We start from the raw sequence: 17,212 nt of genomic DNA, 5'->3' as shown, positions 1-17,212 counted from the left end.
TGAGCGGCTGCTGACCTGACGACCGCGCGGATCTCAGGTGTCTGTTGTCACTCGGGGCACGGTGTTCCGGGGTGGTGGGGCCGGGATTCGCTTCGAGGTTGTGGCCGGGGCGTCTCCGGCCGTTTTTCCGTCCGTGTCCGTGGCCACGGGCGGGTAGAACTGGCGGGCCCAGAGCCGGAAGGGTCCGATGGGTCCGTCCTCCTGGTTGAGCTTGGGGTGGTGCAGGAAGCGCCGGTGGTTCCAGATGTACAGGTCGTCGGTGGTGTCCTTGACGCTCTTCCAGAGCGCGGCCCGGCTGACGGCACGTGCGCCGAGGCGTCGCAGCGGACCGGGCAGCCATCGCGGCCCGTCGAGGGAAGAAGCGTGGGCCATGGTGAACCGGAAGCGGCCGGGTTCGGTGGGCGTGCACAGGGACCAGGTGAGGATACGCAGGCCGTAGCGAGTCAGGACGATTTCGCCGTAGTACGCGGCGATACCGATGGCCCGCATCTGGAAGTCCTGTTTGGTGGTGCCCAGCAGGGGGAAATCGCGGAACAGTTGGTAGTTCAGATCGAAGAAGGGGCTGTCGGGTACGAATTTCGCGACCGCGCTCTGGACGCCAATACGGTGGAGTTCGGTGATGTGCCCGTAGTCGACTCCGTTCTCCGTCCCGTCCTGTGTCTGGCCTGCCAGTTCGATCGAGTGGCTCAGCGGCGTGTGCCCGCCGGCGATACCCATGGCCGGCAGTTCCCAGGAGGGCGGTTCACCGTTGTGATGGCGCCAGATCCAGACCATGCTGGAGATCTCCCGGACGGGAAGTGTGTCCAGCCTGGCCTTGGGCGGTGATCCATAGGGGGTCCGTGCACACTCGCCGTCCGTGGTGAAGCCGAAGCGGTGGAAGGGGCACACCAGGTACTCGTCCTCGACGGAGCCGCCGACACCGAGGTGCGCGCCCATGTGCGGGCAGTACGGACGGGTGGCGCAGAGTGTGCCTTTCCGGGTGCGGTAGACGACGACTTCCTCTCCCGCGAAGGTCAGGGTGCGGACCGATCCCGGTTTCCACTCGTGAGACATGCCCAGATAGAACCAGCCGTCGGGGAAGGGCAGCGGCACCGGCAGCTCGTCATGAGTGCGGACCGGCTTCCCGACAAAGCGGCGTGTGCGATTCCGCAAACGCATCTCAGCCTCCGTATCGAGGGCCCTTGTCGTGGATTTGAGTCCTTCTCCGGCTGCCGAGGGAGGGAGGCTCACGGACACCGTGAGCCGATGCCCGGGGCAGCGGAGGAGGTCAGGCCCTCCGACCATCCGACACCCGTCGGCTTCCCGTGGGAACAGGGGCAACGTGATCGATGCGTGCACGTGTTGAACGCGTGCGCTCCAGTGAAGGAACTCCGGCCCGTGGGACGCCCGGTGGCCGCCGGACCGCCGCCGGACGGTGACGACGAGCTTGCCCCGGGGGTGCTCCTGCCTCAGCTGGCGGATGGCCGCGGATGCCACGGCGAGTGAATGGGCGCGGTCGGCGACCGGGGTGACTCCGTCGCCGCCTGGGAGACCTCGCTCTCGACGCAGACCGCCGTTCCGGCGCTGGACGCGACCGAGAGGGTTGCCATGGCCGCCCCCATGCCAAGCGTCAGCACGACCGGCCTTCCGCGCCCCGCCACCCGGTCCCACCAGCCCGCTGCTCTCGTCACGCGGCGCTTCCCGGCCCCCACACGTCTTCCCTTCCGGACTGCCCGCAGAAGCCCGCATCGGATGCAAGGACAACCGAACAAGCGAACACCGCACCCGCATGGACCACCGAGAGCCGCCCCTGACACCCCATCAGGCCCGTGCCGGCGCGGCACGACCGGCGGCACCGGAGCCGAGGCCCGCCGCGTCCGTCCCCGGGCTCCGGGAGCGGCTTGAGCGCGCTCGCCCTTGCGGCAGAGAACGCAGAAACCGGCTTCTTCTTCCCCTCCGCGACGGGAAGAAGAAGCCGGTTTGCTGTCTGCGCCCCGACGCACTGGGGCGCGGGCCCTGGCAAGGGGCCTCCACCGGGCGACGGCAACGCTCTGTAGCGGAAACCTGCTGGTCAGAGCCGTGTCAACCATGATCAACGAGCGTCGCATGAGCGTCATTTCAGCGTCGAGATATCGCCTGTAACGCCCACAACGCACATCATGCACATCGGCAAAACCCCAGCTCAGGCGTCCTTCTTCACCGGCTCAAGGATCGCCACGCACTCCACGTGGTGCGTCATCGGGAAGAGGTCGGCTTGGGCCTGGCTGAAGATAAGAGCGGGTCAGAGGCGCTTTGGTGTGTTCTATTTCGGTGAGATCCGGGTCCCGAGCGTCATATGGGCGTCAAGAGTAAGTGGGCTCAGGCGAGCGTCGGGGTTCAGTACTGGTCTGCGGTCTCTACTCCGCGTGAAGGGTGCATGTAACCGTCATCAGACAGAGCTGTGGACGGTAATGCTCTTCCCTAGCCGTGCAACTTGGACAGGCCGCCGCTGCGCTGCGCGCGGAGCGTGCAGTACGGGGCGGGCGCTGACGCCGCGTGCCGTCTCCGGCCTGACCCGAGTGGCCCACCAGCCCGAGGTGGGACACGCGCGGGCCGTACGCCCCAGGCTCAATCGGTGCGACGTCGGGACCGCGTCATAATCACTAAAACCATCCGCCCGCCGGCCCGGCGAGCCGATCCGCCGACCGCGTCCGCCGCACGACACGCCGGAACGCAAGGTCGCTGAAGGCGGCGAACGGCCAAGTGGGTGATCCCGTTCACCGGGGCCGGAGCAGCGGGGCGAGGAAGCGGCTCGGATCGCCGTGCCAGGTGATGGCGAGCGCGTCCCGGGCGCGGGTGGCCGCGACGAAGAGCAGCGACCGTGCCCGGTGCAGTTCGCGCCGGTGGCGGTTCGGGTCCGTGTGTTCCCAGGCGTCCACGGAGGCGCGGGGTACGAGTCCCTCGGCCGCTCCGGCGATGATCAGGCAGCGGTACTCCAGCCCTTTGAAGCGGTACATGGTGCCGATGTGGACGCCCTGATCACCACGTGGTCCGTCCTGGGTGATCTCCGACGGGGTGATGCCGCTGCGCGCGAGCCGGTCGGCGAGCTGGGTGACCATGTCGTTGGTCGGGACACAGATCGCCGTGGCCTCCCGGGGCACGTCGTGCCAGGCCCGCAACTGCTCCACCACGAGATCCATCTCCTCGTCCCAGCTCCGTGCGCCGCGGAACGCGGGTTCCGGGCCGTGGAGGACCGAGCGGTAACCGGCGAGCGTGTCGACGTCGCCGTCGAGGTCGTCGTAGCCGTCGTCGCCCAGGACCCGGATGGCGTCGCGGAGGATCTCCCGGGTGGTCCGGTAACTGAGGGTGAGCCGGGAGGATCTGCCGCGGATGTGGACGCCGAGACTGCCGAGGGTGACCTGGTTGTCGTAGATCCGCTGGTGGGTGTCACCGACGAGGAAGATGTCGTCCGGTCCGGACGGCGCCATGGCACGCAGCATCTTCCAGTGGGCGGCGCTCAGGTCCTGTGCCTCGTCGACGACGATGTGCCGGTACCGGTGTCGCAGCCAGGCGCCGGAGCCGTCCTCCACGTGGATGTTGTGCAGGCCGCCCCGCTCCTCGCGCTCCCCCGTGCGCCGGTCGATGCGGGCCTTGCGGGCCATCTCCAGCCTCGCGGCACGCTCCGCGATCTGGCGGTGGGTCTCCAGGCCCTTCGTCTCCAGCCGCTGGGCGAAGCGTTCGGCCAGCTGCCAGATGCCGGCGCGTTCGGCCCGGGTGACGCCGCGGCCCCGCCCCGCGCGGCGGGTGGTGAAGTAGGCGCTCCGGGAGGTCACGGCCTGGCCGAGGATGACCTGGTTCCATTCGTCGCTGAGGAACTCGGCGCCCCAGCGGGTCTCTCCGGCCTCCACCAGGAGTTCCCGCCACTCGCGAAGGGCGGAGGTGTCGTCGATGCGCCGCTTCGCATTGCCCGGGTCGGCCTCGCTGACGATGCGGGTGGCGAGCTGGTCGACGTGGGCGATGTCGACCCGGGCCAGGACCTCCGGCCCCCCGAGGGAGAGCAGCCGGGCCCGGAGGTCCGCGGCGAGGTTCCGGTTGAAGGTGGTGAGGAGTACGGGCTTGGTGTGTCCGGGCGGCAGCTGGGCGGCCAGGTGGCACACGCGGTGGAGCGCGACGATGGTCTTGCCCGTTCCCGGCCCGCCGCCGACCCGGGCCGGGCCGGAGTAGCGGCGGCGCACCAGCTTTTCCTGGGTGGGGTGGAGGAAGATCTTCCAGCGGCCGAAGTCGCCTTCCTCCAGGATGCTCTGGAGGGACTCGTCATCGGTGATCACCACGGTCTGGGAGCGGTCGACGGCCGCCCGCCAGTCGTCGGCGTCGAGGTTCCGTTCCGGCCCGGTCACCGCGACGGGCGCGGTGACCTGTTCCATGACCTCGTCGTACGGGACACCGTCACGCAGCCGGAGAAGGACCTCTCCGGTATGGCGGGGCGCGTACTCGGCGAGGCCGAGGAGTTCGTCGTCCGTGGTGAGCTTGCGGACGATCGGGATGAGGGGCCCGGTCACACCGAGGTCCGCGAGCTGCCCGTCGGTGTAGGCGGCGAAGAGCGGCTCCTCCGGCGGCGCCGGCGCGGCCGGTACGGGCGCGGGGGCGGCGGGCGGTGTGGGGCCGCGGCGCAGCAGGCTCTCTTCGACGACCTGGAGGTCGACGTACTCGATGGCACCGGTGACGTGGTTGATGCCGTAGTTGAACCGGTCCAGGTTCCTGTGCACGTGGCCGCGGTGTTTCACCGAGACGAGCAGCCAGTCGTCACCGCCGAGGCGGATCATGAGCGCCCGCCACTCCCGGTTGACCCGCGCCGACCAGAGGCGGTCGTGCCCCTCCAGCGGTTTCAGGTCGAAGCCGCCGGCGCCGGGGTTGCGGCGGAAGTCGTGCTGGAACTTGTAGAACGCCCCGAGGACCGCGCGGTCGAGTTTGACGAGTTCCTTGTCCGCCTTGTCGAGCAGGCGCAGCGTCACCCCCGTCCGCGGCGTGCTGGTGACCGTCATCGCTCGTTCCCCCCGTGGTCGTTCGTGTTTCCGTCCGCTTCACCCCGCACCAGCGCGGCGAGTTCGCCGGCGTCCCATTCCGTCGCGGTGCGGACCTGCCAGCCCGCGGCGCGGTAGGCCGCGTCCCGCTGTTCGGCGTCGATGTCCCGGTCGTCGCCGGGGTCCGGGCGGTGGGCGAGGACCACGCCCACCCGCCGGGCGGGCCAGGCGAGTTCGGCCGGCCACGCGGCCGTCCCCAGCTCGTAGCCGGCTTCGGGGGCGGGTGCGCCCCGGTCGGCCAGGGCGCCGGCCAACGCGTCCAGTCCCGGATCGTCGACCAGGAACTCGATGACCTCGGCCCAGGCGGGATCGCGGTCGGGCGCGGTCGCCGGGCCGGAGGCCGTCTCCCGCCCGGCCGCGTCCCGCCCGTCCGGCTCGGGCCCGGGGCCGTCCGGCCCGGGTGCGTGCGCCCGGCGCTGCGAGGAGAGCCATCCGGCTCCGCCGGTGACGGCCAGGTCGACCGGGTCGAACCCGGGCAGCATGGCGGTGGTGAGCTGGACCCCGTCGCCCTCTCCCGCGTCGAGGAACTGGAGGAGGTTGCTCCAGTAGAGCCAGGCCTGCCAGCGCCTGCGGTGGGCCCGCTCGTCTGCGGTGACCGTGCCGGGGTCGTCGTCGAGGAGTGCCAGGGCCGTCCAGACCGCTCCGCCCTGCCCCCGGCGCAGATCGAGGGCGATGGTCAGCGGGCACCCCGAGGCGTCCCGGGTGGCCATGACCTGGACGGCCCCGCGTCCTCCCGACAGCCGGTGCCCGCGCAGTGCCTCGCCGATCCGTAGCCCGGTCTCCGTGCCGTCGGTCAGGGCCCTGCTGGTCGCGGAGACCGCCGCGAAGCCCGCGAGGGCGCTCTGGACGCGGCGGCGCCAGGCGTCCGGGTCCGGGGCGGTGAGGAAGCCGATCAGTGTCTCGACCGGGTTGGCCCACACCAGGCGCGTCAGGTCGCGGGTGTCTCCCGCGTGCAGTCGCCGGTGGACGTCCATCGCGGTCTTCTGCGCGGTGTTCGGGTACGGCTTCCACACCGGGTCGGCCCGCGGGGCGGAGCGTCCCGTCCACTCCTTCACGTCGTCCCAGGTGAGCTGGAAGACGTGCCAGCCCTCAGTGCGCAGCCGGGTGCGCTTCGCCGCGTCCGTTCCCGCGGTGAGGTGGTCGGGGCTCGCGTGGTAGCGGTAGCCGTCGAGGTAGACGGCCACCCTGCGGTCGTCGTCGGTGCTGCGGAAGACCACGTCCGGCCGGGTGAATCCGAGCGGGGTCTGGGTCTCCATCTCCCAGCCGCGGACGGTCCCGTCGGGGGCGGTGAAGCGCAGGGACGTGTCCCTGGTGCCGTCGGCGGTGAGCGAGGTCCGGACGCTGACGTCGTCCACGCGGTCGGCCCATTCCAGCAGCCCGCGCCGGAAGAGCGCCTCCAGTTCGCTCTCCACCTGGTGGACGAGGGTGATGTCCCGGGTGGTGGCCACCGGCTCGACGCTCCAGCGGTCCGCCGTGCGGCCGAAGAGTTCGCCGAGCATGTCGAGGGCGTGTTCGCGGCTCACGAGCTCGTACTCGCCGTCGGTGACGTGCCGGAGCAGGCAGCGGTGGCAGGCGGGCCGTCCCTGGCCCACGCAGACGCAGCCCTCGACGACCTGCCGCGCCTCGTCCAGGACGCCGCGGAGTCCGTCGCGGCCGGCGAGGCGGTGGAGGTATCCGGTGCCGCCGGGCAGCGTGTCGTACAGGACGAGGAAGTGGCGGCGGAGCGGGCTCTCGCCCCCCTCCTCGGGCATGGAGTCGGTCACGACGGCGAGGTGGTCGGGGTCGCCTCCGTAGCTGCGGGCGATCCCGGCGAGCAGGAGGGCCTTGAAGGAGGCGAGCCGTTCCCGGGTGTGGGCGGTGACGGCGGGGATGAGGAGGCGCAGGGCGTCGGTGCGGAGTTCGTGGGCGAGCAGTACCCGCTCCCCGCGCCGGGCCGCCTCGGCCGTGCCGCGGCGCCGTGGGCACCAGGGCCGGTGGTACCGGCCGTGGGCCGCGGTGTCGGCCGTGTCGTGGGCGGCGGGGCCGCCGTCGGGGTCGGCGAAGCCGCACGCGTCGCAGACCCAGAACGGGTTGAGGCGGACCTCCTGCCCGGCGAAGGCCGAGTCGGTGCCGCCGTCGACCCGGGTGGCGCCGACGTTGACGTGCCGGATGTGCGCCTGGCGGGTGAATTCCCATCCGAAGGTGGCGTGCTTGTGCTTCCAGGCCTGCTCGATGTCGTGTTCGTCGATGTCCACGGCCGGGACGACGGTGTAGTGGCGTCTCTCGCGCTCGTCGCTGTCGTCGCGTACGCGGACGTCGTCGCGTTCGTCGCGGGAGGTGACGCGGCGCGGTACGAGGACCTTGTGCAGGCAGCCGATGTCGCCGATGGCCGCGGACCGGCAGCGGGGGCAGCGGGAGGCGTCCTGTTCGGCACGGTGGGCGCGGACGTGGCCGCAGTCGGGGCAGATGCGCCACCAGAGCCAGGCCGGGCGCCCGGGGCTGCCGATGTCCAGTCCGGTGACGCGGTGTTTGTATCCCTGGACGTAGTAGTGGTTGCCGGGGGCGAACTCGGAGAGCGCGAGGCGGGCGGGACGGCTGTGGCGGAGGGTCTTGCTGTGGTTGGTCCGGGTCCCCTCGGCGGTCTTCTCCGTCCAGGTGAGCGTGGCCTCCAGCTCGGTGGTCGAGTCGATCAGGCTGTAGTTCGGCAGCAGGCCGAGGTCGACCAGGGCCCCGTGGGCGGTGGTGCGGCTGATCTCCTTCGAGACGCGTGCCACGTCCCGGCGTTCGGCACGCAGCTCGCGCCCCTGCCGCTCGTGGTCGGGGTCGCCCGCGACGAGCAGTCCGTGGGCCCGGTCGATCGCCTCGGTCCGGCGCTGGAGTTCGGTGCGCCGGTCCTCCCAGCGCCGGCGTGCCGTGTCGAGGGCGCCGCCGAGTCCGTCTTCCCCGGGGCCGGTCGCGTAGGCGACGAGGGCGGCGCGGGCCTCGGAGCTGACGCCGGTGCCGCGGTTCTCGTCGTACGGGGGGAACAGGTCGAGGAAGCCCTGTACGAGCCGTTCGCCGGCGGCGAGCGCGGCTTCGGCGAACTCGGCCTGCCAGGCCGAGGTCCCGAAGAGTTCGGTGGCCCGCGGGGGGAGGGGCCGCAGGGGGGGCCCGTCGGGGGCGGTCAGCCGTCCGGCGCCCGCGAGGTCGAGGAGGTGGGCCAGGTACTGGCGGCGCAGGATCTCGGCGGCGGACAGGTAGCAGCCGGGCGGCAGGACCTCTCCGGCGATCATGAGCCGGGGTTCTTCGAGGTAGTAGCGGTCGCGGGGGCCGCGGTCGACCATGGTGAGCAGGTAGGCGTTGCCGGTGGAGCGTCCCGCGCGGCCCACCCGCTGGATGTAGTTGGCGGGTCCCTTCGGCAGGGAGGCGAGGACGACGGCCGACAGGTCGCCGATGTCGATGCCGAGTTCGAGGGTGGGGGTGCAGGACAGGACCTGCGGGTTGGCGTAGTGGACCCGGGTGCCCTCGCGGAAGGCCTTCTCCACCGCTTCCCGCTTCGCGCGGCTCAGGGTGCCGGTGTGTTCGGCGGTGTTGATGGTGAAGACACCGGCCTCGCGGTACATGCGCCGGTAGAAGTCGTCCGCGAAGTCCCGCTGCCGCAGACCGCTGTCCAGGTCGCGGCCGGTGCCGAGGGTGCCGCCGCACCGGTAGCGGGGGCAGGGCTGCCTGTGCCACAGGCCGGCGAGGTCGGGGTGGACGGTCTGTTCCCAGAAGCACCGGGGGCAGTGCGCGGTGGCGTCGGGCAGCGAGTCGTCGGTGAGGGCGCGGACCTGGATGTGGCCGGGCTGGAGCCCGTAGACGCGGGTGGTGCCGTCGGCGGCGGTGCGCGCGGAGACGACGCCCGTGTCGGCGAGTGCGGGCAGCAGCCGGGCCAGGAAGACTCCGGCGGCCTCGGGCCTGATGCCGAGGGCGCGTACCGCCCAGTCCTGGTACCAGCCGAGGCGGCCGGTGAGGACGTCGAAGTCCTCGCTGCCCTGTTTGGGGCTGCCGAGCAGGAACGCGGGCGCGGAGACCCCGCGGGGGAAGGCGGGCATGCCGGCTTCGCGCCCGCCCCAGATCGCCCACCGGCGCACCCCGGCCTGGTCGAGCCAGGGGTCCAGCCAGGCGTGCCGGACGGCGCCCCGGATCCGCATCCGCTCCAGCAGTCCGCGGACGAAGCCGGTGTACTGGTCGGGTCCGGGCGGTGTGCCGTCGGGCAGCGCGATCTCCCCGGGGGTGGTGAGGAGGGTCTCCCGGACGAGGTCGGCCACGGCGTCGGGGTCCTGAAGGGGTACGTCGGCGGCGACGGTACGGGTCAGTTCCAGGGTGCGGCCCTGGCGGGAGCGGAGGCCGAACTCCATGACGGTGGCGAACGCCAGGCGCTGTGCGATCAGTTCCCAGGTGGGCCGGGAGCCGCGGCTGCGGCCGGAGAGCAGGGTGTCGACGCCGCGGACGAGGTGGAGGTCCGGCGGGACGACGGCGGCCTGTACGGCCTTGCTGTCGACGACGTCCGCGATGAGGTCGGCGGCGAGGTCGTTCAGGGAGACGGGTTCGTCCGCGCCGATACGGCTGGCCAGCAGGGCGCGCAGGGAGAAGGTGTAGGAGCGGCTGGCGACGTATCCGGCGCGGTGGGCGGCGTCCTGGACGGAGTCGTTGAAGAGGAGGGTCTTGTCCTCGCCGAGGTTCTTGTCGAGTTCGCCGCCGGTGAAGAGCTGGGTGACGGCGGCGGCGGCGAGCGCGGCGAGGCCGGTGCCGAGGTAGCGGATGGAGTTGAAGGTGCGGCAGGCCGGGCACTGGTCGCGTTCGGCGGCCCGGTCGCCGTCGAGGTCGGCGTGGACGAAGGCGGCGTTGTGCAGGGGCCGGGGCCTGCTCGTGCCCTCGCCGTCCTCCGGGGCGGTGAAGTCGCGTCCGGGGTCCAGTGGCCGCAGACGGCCGCCCATGCCCTCCAGCACCATGACGGCGGGTCCGCCGCGCCGCCGGTCGGCGCCGGCGGCGAAGGCGGCCTCGTGCACCTCCCGTGGCGTGGCGGCGATCATGTTGCGGACCCGGCGCTTGTCGCGGCCGACGGAGGCCCGGCGGATCTTCGTGGCGTTCAGGTCGAGGTGGGCGGGGTCGACCTCCGGCGAGTACGCGGCCCAGCCGGAACGCCCGCACTCGCGGCAGAACACGGCGGGCAGGAAGACCTGGGCGGGTGGCGGGGCGCTGTCGTCCGCGGGGACGGGGACCGGCCCGGCGGCGTCGAGCGGGAGGGCGGGCCCCTCCCCGTCGTACGGCGAGGGCCGTGCCGAGGCCGCCCCGCCGGCACGGGCCAGCGCGCCGCCGGAGGTGACGCGTTCGTCGTCCCACCGGAACTCGGCGCGGGCGGCGCTGATGCCGCGCAGCACGCGGGAGACCGAGCGCACCCAGTGGTGGATCTCGACGGAGAGCAGGGGGCGGCCGGGGTGCTCGGGGTCGCGGGCGTACGACAGCAGGGCGAGGTAGCGGCCGAGGGCGCGGGCGGCGAGGCCCGGCCGCTGCTGTACGTCCATGCCCCAGTGGTAGGCGTAGCGGGGCAGCACCTCGGTGATCTCGGCGAGGGTCTTCGGGGTGCCGTCGAGGATCTCCAGCACGGCGGAGGTGAGCCGGTGCCGTCTCAGGACGTCCCCGAGTTTCTCGGGGGTGGGGCCGCTCAGGCCGGTGAACGCGGCGACGAGGTCGTCCATGGCGCCCGGGTCGCGGGTGGGGTCGCCGAGGGCGACGATCTCCTGCGGGGAGGGGAACGGCAGGGTGAAGTCGCTCTCCCCGGTGAAGTCCTTCACCGACCGCCGGTCCTCGCCGACGACCGCGTCGGCCGGGAACGGCACGCCGAAGACCTGCTCGGCGACCTCCAGCATGCCGGGCCGTCCGGCCCCGCCCCGCCTGGCGGCCGCCGATCCGCTGTCGTCGGGACCGCTCTCGCCGAGGGTGGCGGAGGTGGCGACGGGGCAGACCGGCCCGAGCGGCCGTCCGGGTGCGGCGAGCCCGGTGACCGAGCCGAGGCGGCGCAGCAGCATGGCGACGTCGGTGCCCTGGGCGCCGTCGTAGGTGTGGAACTCGTCGAGCACGACGTACGCGAGCGGGGAGTCCTGCCACAGCCGCTGGTCCTCGGGCCGCTGGAGCAGCAGGTCGAGCATCTTGTAGTTGGTGATCAGGATGTCCGGCCTGGTGCGGCGGATCTCGTCGCGGTCGACGGCGACCGCGGGGTTGGCCCGCTTGAACTCCTGGGACGGCTTGTCGCCGATGTAGAGCGCGGCCCGCACGCCCGCGTCACGGAGCCGGGTGTCCTTGCTCCCGCTGTTGTCGCCGGGGTCGCCGAGGCGCTTGCCGATCCGGTGGGCCTGGTCGGTGGCGAGGGCGTTCATGGGGTAGAGCAGGATCGCCTTGACGCCCTCCCGGCCGGCCTCCCGCTCCCTCAGGCAGTGGTCGAGGATCGGGACCAGGAACGACTCGGTCTTGCCCGAGCCGGTGCCGGTGGTGACCAGGGTGGGCCGCGCCGGGCCGTGCAGGGTGGACAGCCGCTCCCAGGCGCGCTCCTGGTGCCGGTAGGGGGTCAGGTCGGGGTGCCAGGTCAGGTGCCGCTTCCAGCCGTCCCCCCCGGCGGTCCGGAACGGGGTGCGGACCCAGAGGTAGGGGCCGCGGAAGATCCCGTCCTCGGTGTCGCCGAGGAAGCCCTCCAGGGCGCGGCGGGTGGACTCGTCGGCCAGCGCGTACGTCGTCGCGAGGTACTGGCTCAGGCTGGCCCGTACCTGGTCTGCGGCGAGGGTGGGACGCACGCGCGGAACCTCCTTGGTGCTGGTGGGGGCGGGCGGGCCGAGGGTGCCCGGTCACGGCCCTACGGTAACGGGGCGGTGGGCCGGGGCAGTCCTCCGGCTCATACGCCGAGCTTCCGCCCCACGTACGCGATGCGCAGGGTGTGCTCCTCGTGGACCAGGCGGAAGTGCATCCGGCCGGGCTTGGGCAAGAAGTCGCAGTGCCAGTCGAAGAGCCGGTTCGTGCCGTCGGTGTCGGGGAACCAGCACAGCTTCCGGCGCATCTCGAATTCGGTGCGGACGTAGGAACGCCACTGGGGCGAGATGGGCTGCCGGTCGGGGTCCCAGTCGCTGACCGCGTCCTGGAGTTCTCCGAGGCGCTCACCGACCGGACGCACCCATGCCGGGGTCAGTTCGGCGAAGTGCTGCTCGGCGAGGGGCGTGAACTGGAGAAGGGGGAAGAGATCCGGGCAGCGTTCCCACAGCTCGGTGCCGGACCGCAGGCCTTCGACGGCCTTCTGCCGGATCGTGTTCGCCCCGCGCCCGATCCACTCCAGATGGGTGTCGACATGCCGGGCGCGGGCCGCGTGTCGGATCTCGACCTCGGTGGTGACGGAGCTGGTGTGCTCGTCGTCGGTGAGGCGTTCCTGGACCAGCGTGATTCGGTCGGTGTCCCAGCCGGCCTCCAGTGGCAGGGATATCCCGACCCCGCCCAGCAGATGTGCGTACCCCAGCCCTTCCACGGTCTCCCCGTCGTGCTGGTAGGCGATATCGGAGAACGTCTCACCCTCGGGGAAGACGGTCCGGTAGGGCGACCTGTCGTCGAGCCTTTTCAGCCGCAGCCGTAGGACCTCGTCGGTGCCCGGCGCTCCCATCCACTTGCCGATGGGATGGCCCGGAGCGAGTTGCAGCGCCAGCAGACTGTCGGCCTGGGTGATTAGTGCCGTCCCCTGCCGGTCGACGGCTGCGACGGCGAGTACGGCCTTGACCATCTCGGTCATGGCATGGTTGACGCGATCCGGGTCCGCCGTCGTCTCACAGGATTTCTCGTTCAGGAACAGTTGCGGCACGTTTCCCCCTCCGCTTTCGTGTGCGCCCCGCCTCCCCAGGCGGGTGTCTCAGCCGATGAGCTGGTCGAGCGTGTTCTCCAGCTCGTCGAAGAAGCCGGCGGGCCACTGGTCGATCCGACCGTCCGCGTTGACCCGGGGGCTGACGATCTCCGCGCCCGTTCCGTTGCCGCGGAAGTAGTGGAGCACCACCTGTTCGGGGGTGAGCCCACCCTGCTTGACCGCGAGCCGCACTCCGTTGAGCACGTGGTCGCTATGCGTCTCCATGATCACCTGGACGCCCTGGGCGGCGGCCGAGGCGGCGAGCATGGCCATCCGGGTCTGCCCCTGGGGGTGCAGGTGCGCCTCCGGATTCTCCAGGAGGACCAGGGAGCCGCGCTGGGCGCTGAGGCAGGCGACCACGACGGGTAGGACGTAGGTGAGGCCGAAGCCGACATTGCCGGGGCGACGGCGCTTGGTGGCGCCCACCGTCCCCTGGAAGCCGTAGGAGAGGCTGACGACGTCCGTGCCCTTGATGGCCACGGCCTCGATGTCCACCCCGGGGCAGAGGTCGCCCATCCAGGCGGCGGTCTGTGAGATCAGGGAGTCGGAGGCTGCCTTCGGGTGGCGCAGGGGGCCGGCGGCGACCGTGTCCTCGCCGTGGTGACGGAGGTAGTTGACGGCGTGTTCGCCGCGTACGCCGAGAAAGCTCCGCCCGATGGCCACCTGGTGGTCGCGCGGGTAGAACTGGGCGGGCGAGATCCGGTCGGCGTGCAGGTACTGGAAGGGGGCGGTGAGGAAGGAGGGCGTGTGGGCCTCCGGCCCGGCCGGCGCGGAGGGTCCCTCGGAGGTGAGCGGCAGGTCGACGTCGAGCAGGGGCAGCAGGTTCTGCTCGGGTTCGCTCTCGACGGTCCACGTGTAGCGGTACGGCCCTTCGGTGACGCCGAGACGGATGGGGGGCCGCTCGTCCGGGCCGAGGTCCTCCGTGAAGTCCTCGTGCAGGACGTCCTCACCGGTGCCGAGACCGACGAGTTCGCCATTGAGCAGGAAACCCTGGTTGGCCACGCTCGTCGCTAGTCCGGCCTGTTGCGCCTCGCGCAGCCAACCGGCGACCGCGAGGTCACCCGCCTCGTACGACTGGCGGAGCAGCGCGAGGGCCTGGAGGACGCTGCTCTTGCCGGAGGAGTTGAGTCCGGTGAGCAGGGTGAGCGGGCCGAGCCGGAGTTCCGTGTGCTGGAACGCCTTGAAGTTGTGCATGGTCAGCAGGTCGATCACTGTTCGGCCACCCCTCGGAACAGTCGTGCCACTTCCTGGAACCGGGTGCGGATTCTCGCCGGGTCCCCGGTGCTCACGGAGATGGACCGCTCGAAGTCCCAGTCCCCCATGAGCTCGACGAAGCGCGCGCGCACCGTCGCCCGCGACGCTACCAGTCTGTTCCGTTCGTGATCGTCCAGAAGTGCGAGATTTACGGAGACCGCCTCGAAGAGCGCCTTGTTGACGACGGGGGAGCTGCGTTCCCCTCCGTGCCACTTGCGGAAGGCGTGCTTGCCGAACAGGTCTTCCGCGCACCTCAGGGCGGTCCGGAACTCCCGGGCGAGCTGCTCCCACCGGTCCTTGGGAAGGGCGTTGACCCGGTACATGGCGGCCACCAGGAACTTGTCGAAGTCCTTCTCGGTGTGCTCGACCGGATTGGTGGTGCGGAAGGCGAGGAAACGCAGCACCATCTCCCGGTCGGCCATCCGCGCGTCGGACACGCTCCACCGGGTGGCCTCGCCGAAGGCCGGGTCCTCGGCCAGGTCGGCGAGATAGCCCCGCACGGGCCCGCTCACCAGCGCGTGCCGCAGTTCCTGCGGACTCAGCGGCATCCCGCCGGTGTTGATCCGCGAGAAGACGTTGAACTTGACGGCCTCCGGGGTGCCCTGCTGCATGATGTGGACGGTGAGCTGGGTCTCGCGCAGCCGGATCTTCAGTCGTCCGCTGAGGTCCTGGTAGGTGCTGCCGTCGAGCTGCCAGAGGTAGTCCATGCCCCGGAGGGCCAGCGGCCCGAGTCCTGCGGTGAGCCCGGGGTCCATGAACCGGGCGATCGCGGTGAGCCGCTGGACGCCGTCCACGACGGCCCACCGGTCCTCGTCGCCCTGCGCCATGTGCAGGTTGGAGATCGGGATGCGCAGCAGCAGCGATTCGATCAGCCTGCTCTGAGCGCGGTCGCTCCAGATGCCGGACCTGCGTTGGAAGTCCGGCGCGAGGTCGAGCATTCCCTGCCGAAGCCGGGAGAGCAGCAGGTCCACGGTGCTGGTCTCGGTACGGATGCTGATGCTCTCGGGCCGGAAGGGGGCGGAGATGCCGTCGGCGTCCCGGTACCCGCCGTGCTCGTCGTCCCCGTCGTCGGGGAGCTCCAGTTCGACGCCGGTGGGCCGGCCGTCGGAACCGATCTCGATCGCCGGCCCCAGCGACAGGAAGAGCGAGTCCGGCTGGTCGAGGTCCTCCGCCATGGCGGGGCCCCGGGCCTGCGCCGGGCGGCTCCTCGCGGCGCCCCGGCCGTCTCCGTCGTCCTCGGCCTCCGCCATACCGTCCGTCACCCTCCGCCGCCCGTCACGATCCGGTACCGTGCCCGGCCCAGCGTATAGACGGCACCCGGGACTGTCAGGCGACGGCCCGCGGCGCCCCGGGAACGTCGTGGCGCCCACCTCAGGGCGTCAGGTCCACTTCGGCGGCGACGGTCTTGCCGACGGGACCCCGGTCGAGCACCTCCCACCGGTCGGCGAGCGCCTCGACCAGGAGCATTCCCCGGCCGGTCTCGGCGAGGGGCACGGGAGGGGCCGTTCCGAGGGCGGGAGGGCGCAGCTCGCCCCGGGCGTCGGAGACCTCGATCCGCAGGGTCCGGCCGGTCAGCCGGACGGCGAGTTCGAAGTCCCGGCCGGGGACCCGGCCGTGTGTGACGGCGTTGGCGACGAGCTCGGCGACGACCAGGCCGGCCGTGTCGGACGCATCACCGCCGTAGGGGACGCCCCAGGCGTCGAGCCGGTGCAGGGCGAGCCGCCGGGCGAGGCGGGCTCCGCGCGGTGTGGGACTGAACCGCTGGGTGAACACACGTACGGTGACGGGTTCTTCGCGGGTCGTGGGGATGGAGGGCGGTGTCATATGCCCAATCTGGCGCCGTATGCGGATGGTTCGCCAACGGCCAGGCGCGTACGCAGGGTCAGCGTACGATCACTTTTGGTGGACGGTGCGTGTCACTCGGCGTCACGATGGACCGATCGGAAGCGGTACGGGCGTGGCGGGTGCGCGGGAGGTGGCCGACGGTGGCCTACGAATCCACGGACGGCGGGACCGGAACGGGCGGAGGCACGGAACCGGGGGCGTCGGACAGTCTGCGCACCTTCGGCGCGGTCGTCTAGGCCCTGCGGGAGCACGCGGGCCTGACCCGCGAGCAGTTCGGCGAGCTGGTCCGTTTCTCCAAACACACCGTCGCCTCGGTCGAACAGGGCCGCCGGATGCCCGACCAGGACTTCGTGGAACGCGCGGAGGAGGCCCTGGGCAACACCGGGGCACTGCGGAAGGCCGCGCCTCATCTGTCGCGGCAGGCGGGGCTGGCGAGTTGGTTCCGGCAGTGGGCACGGCTTGAGGCACAGGCGCAGACTCTGTGGACCTACGAGTGCCGGGTCGTGCCGGGTCTGTTGCAGACGGAGGCGTACGCGCGGGCGGTGACCCAGAGCGTGCCGCCGGTCAAGGACGAGGAACAGGTCGCCGAACAAGTCCTGGCCCGAATGGAACGCCAGCAGCTGTTCGCGCGCAGGCCGCCGATCGCGTTCAGCTTCATCGTCGAACAGGCCCTCGTCGAACGTGGCACCGGAGGTCCTGCGGTAACCCGGGAGTTGCTGAACAGCCTCCTGGAACGGTCGTCGCAGTTCAACGTCGAATTGCAGATCATGCCGCGACACCAGCCGGACCACGCCGGCTTCGACGGGCCTCTGATGCTCCTGGAATCCCCGGACAACAAGTGGTCCGGCTACGCCGAAGGCCAGCGTGGCGGGATGCTGATCTCCAACCCGAAGGAGGTCAGCATCATGCTCCAGCGCTATGCGAGACTGCGTTCGCAGGCCCTCACCCCCGAGGACTCCAGGAGCCTGCTGAAGCAACTTCGAGGAGCGCTATGAGCAGCACCGACGAACGGGTCTGGTTCAAGAGCAGCTACAGCGGTTCCGACGGTGACGCCTGTGTCGAGGTCGCCCGGTGCGGGCAGGCGATCCACGTCCGGGACTCCAAGGACCAGCGCAGCCCCGAACTCGCCCTCTCTCCCACCGTGTGGAGCGACTTCATTGCGTACGCAGTGCAGGGCTGACACCCGCGAACCAAGCGTCCC

The 17,212-nt window shown here is 71.4% G+C and carries 9 protein-coding genes; 2 read left to right on the top strand and 7 right to left on the bottom strand.

Translation table 11 applies throughout. From position 1 onward, the window contains the following. Positions 1 to 33 precede the first annotated feature (33 nt). The 7 genes from ABZ348_RS13065 to ABZ348_RS13035 form a co-directional block, all read right to left on the bottom strand. Positions 34 to 1,158 carry a Rieske 2Fe-2S domain-containing protein gene (locus ABZ348_RS13065; RefSeq protein ID WP_358932310.1) on the bottom strand — a complete coding sequence of 375 codons (1,125 nt, stop codon included), beginning with the start codon at positions 1,156 to 1,158 and terminating at the stop codon, positions 34 to 36. A 1,577-nt stretch (positions 1,159 to 2,735) separates the two neighbouring features. After that, the gene (locus ABZ348_RS13060) at positions 2,736 to 5,000 is read right to left on the bottom strand and encodes a UvrD-helicase domain-containing protein (RefSeq protein WP_358932308.1); all 2,265 of its coding nucleotides are present in this window, start codon (positions 4,998 to 5,000) and stop codon (positions 2,736 to 2,738) included. After that, complete coding sequence (locus ABZ348_RS13055; RefSeq protein ID WP_358932307.1) at positions 4,997 to 11,827, bottom strand: DEAD/DEAH box helicase; 6,831 nt, start codon at positions 11,825 to 11,827, stop codon at positions 4,997 to 4,999. The genes ABZ348_RS13060 and ABZ348_RS13055 overlap by 4 nt, the downstream gene beginning before the upstream one ends. 98 nt (positions 11,828 to 11,925) lie before the next feature. Then, positions 11,926 to 12,873 carry a hypothetical protein gene (locus tag ABZ348_RS13050; protein ID WP_358932305.1) on the bottom strand — a complete coding sequence of 316 codons (948 nt, stop codon included), beginning with the start codon at positions 12,871 to 12,873 and terminating at the stop codon, positions 11,926 to 11,928. 48 nt (positions 12,874 to 12,921) lie between these two features. Further along, entirely contained in the window at positions 12,922 to 14,124 is a 1,203-nt protein-coding gene (locus ABZ348_RS13045; protein WP_358932303.1) for a DUF3696 domain-containing protein, read from the bottom strand. After that, positions 14,121 to 15,416 (bottom strand): DUF262 domain-containing protein, encoded by a 1,296-nt coding sequence (locus tag ABZ348_RS13040; RefSeq protein ID WP_358932301.1) that lies wholly within the window; start codon positions 15,414 to 15,416, stop codon positions 14,121 to 14,123. The genes ABZ348_RS13045 and ABZ348_RS13040 overlap by 4 nt, the downstream gene beginning before the upstream one ends. Positions 15,417 to 15,537: 121 nt before the next feature. Continuing rightward, positions 15,538 to 15,990 (bottom strand): ATP-binding protein, encoded by a 453-nt coding sequence (locus tag ABZ348_RS13035; protein WP_358932299.1) that lies wholly within the window; start codon positions 15,988 to 15,990, stop codon positions 15,538 to 15,540. Between the two features lie 260 nt (positions 15,991 to 16,250). On the opposite strand from ABZ348_RS13035, the gene ABZ348_RS13030 reads away from it, so the two are divergent. Beyond that, on the top strand, positions 16,251 to 17,006 hold the full coding sequence (locus tag ABZ348_RS13030; protein ID WP_358932597.1) for a helix-turn-helix transcriptional regulator: 756 nt from the start codon (positions 16,251 to 16,253) through the stop codon (positions 17,004 to 17,006). Continuing rightward, positions 17,003 to 17,191, top strand: a complete 189-nt coding sequence (locus ABZ348_RS13025; protein WP_358932298.1) for a DUF397 domain-containing protein — start codon at positions 17,003 to 17,005, stop codon at positions 17,189 to 17,191. The genes ABZ348_RS13030 and ABZ348_RS13025 overlap by 4 nt, the downstream gene beginning before the upstream one ends. Positions 17,192 to 17,212: the final 21 nt, after the last annotated feature.

The organism is Streptomyces sp. NPDC005963, from assembly GCF_040638655.1.
Classification (GTDB): Bacteria; Actinomycetota; Actinomycetes; order Streptomycetales; family Streptomycetaceae; genus Streptomyces.
This window is presented reverse-complemented; position numbering and strand designations above follow the sequence as displayed.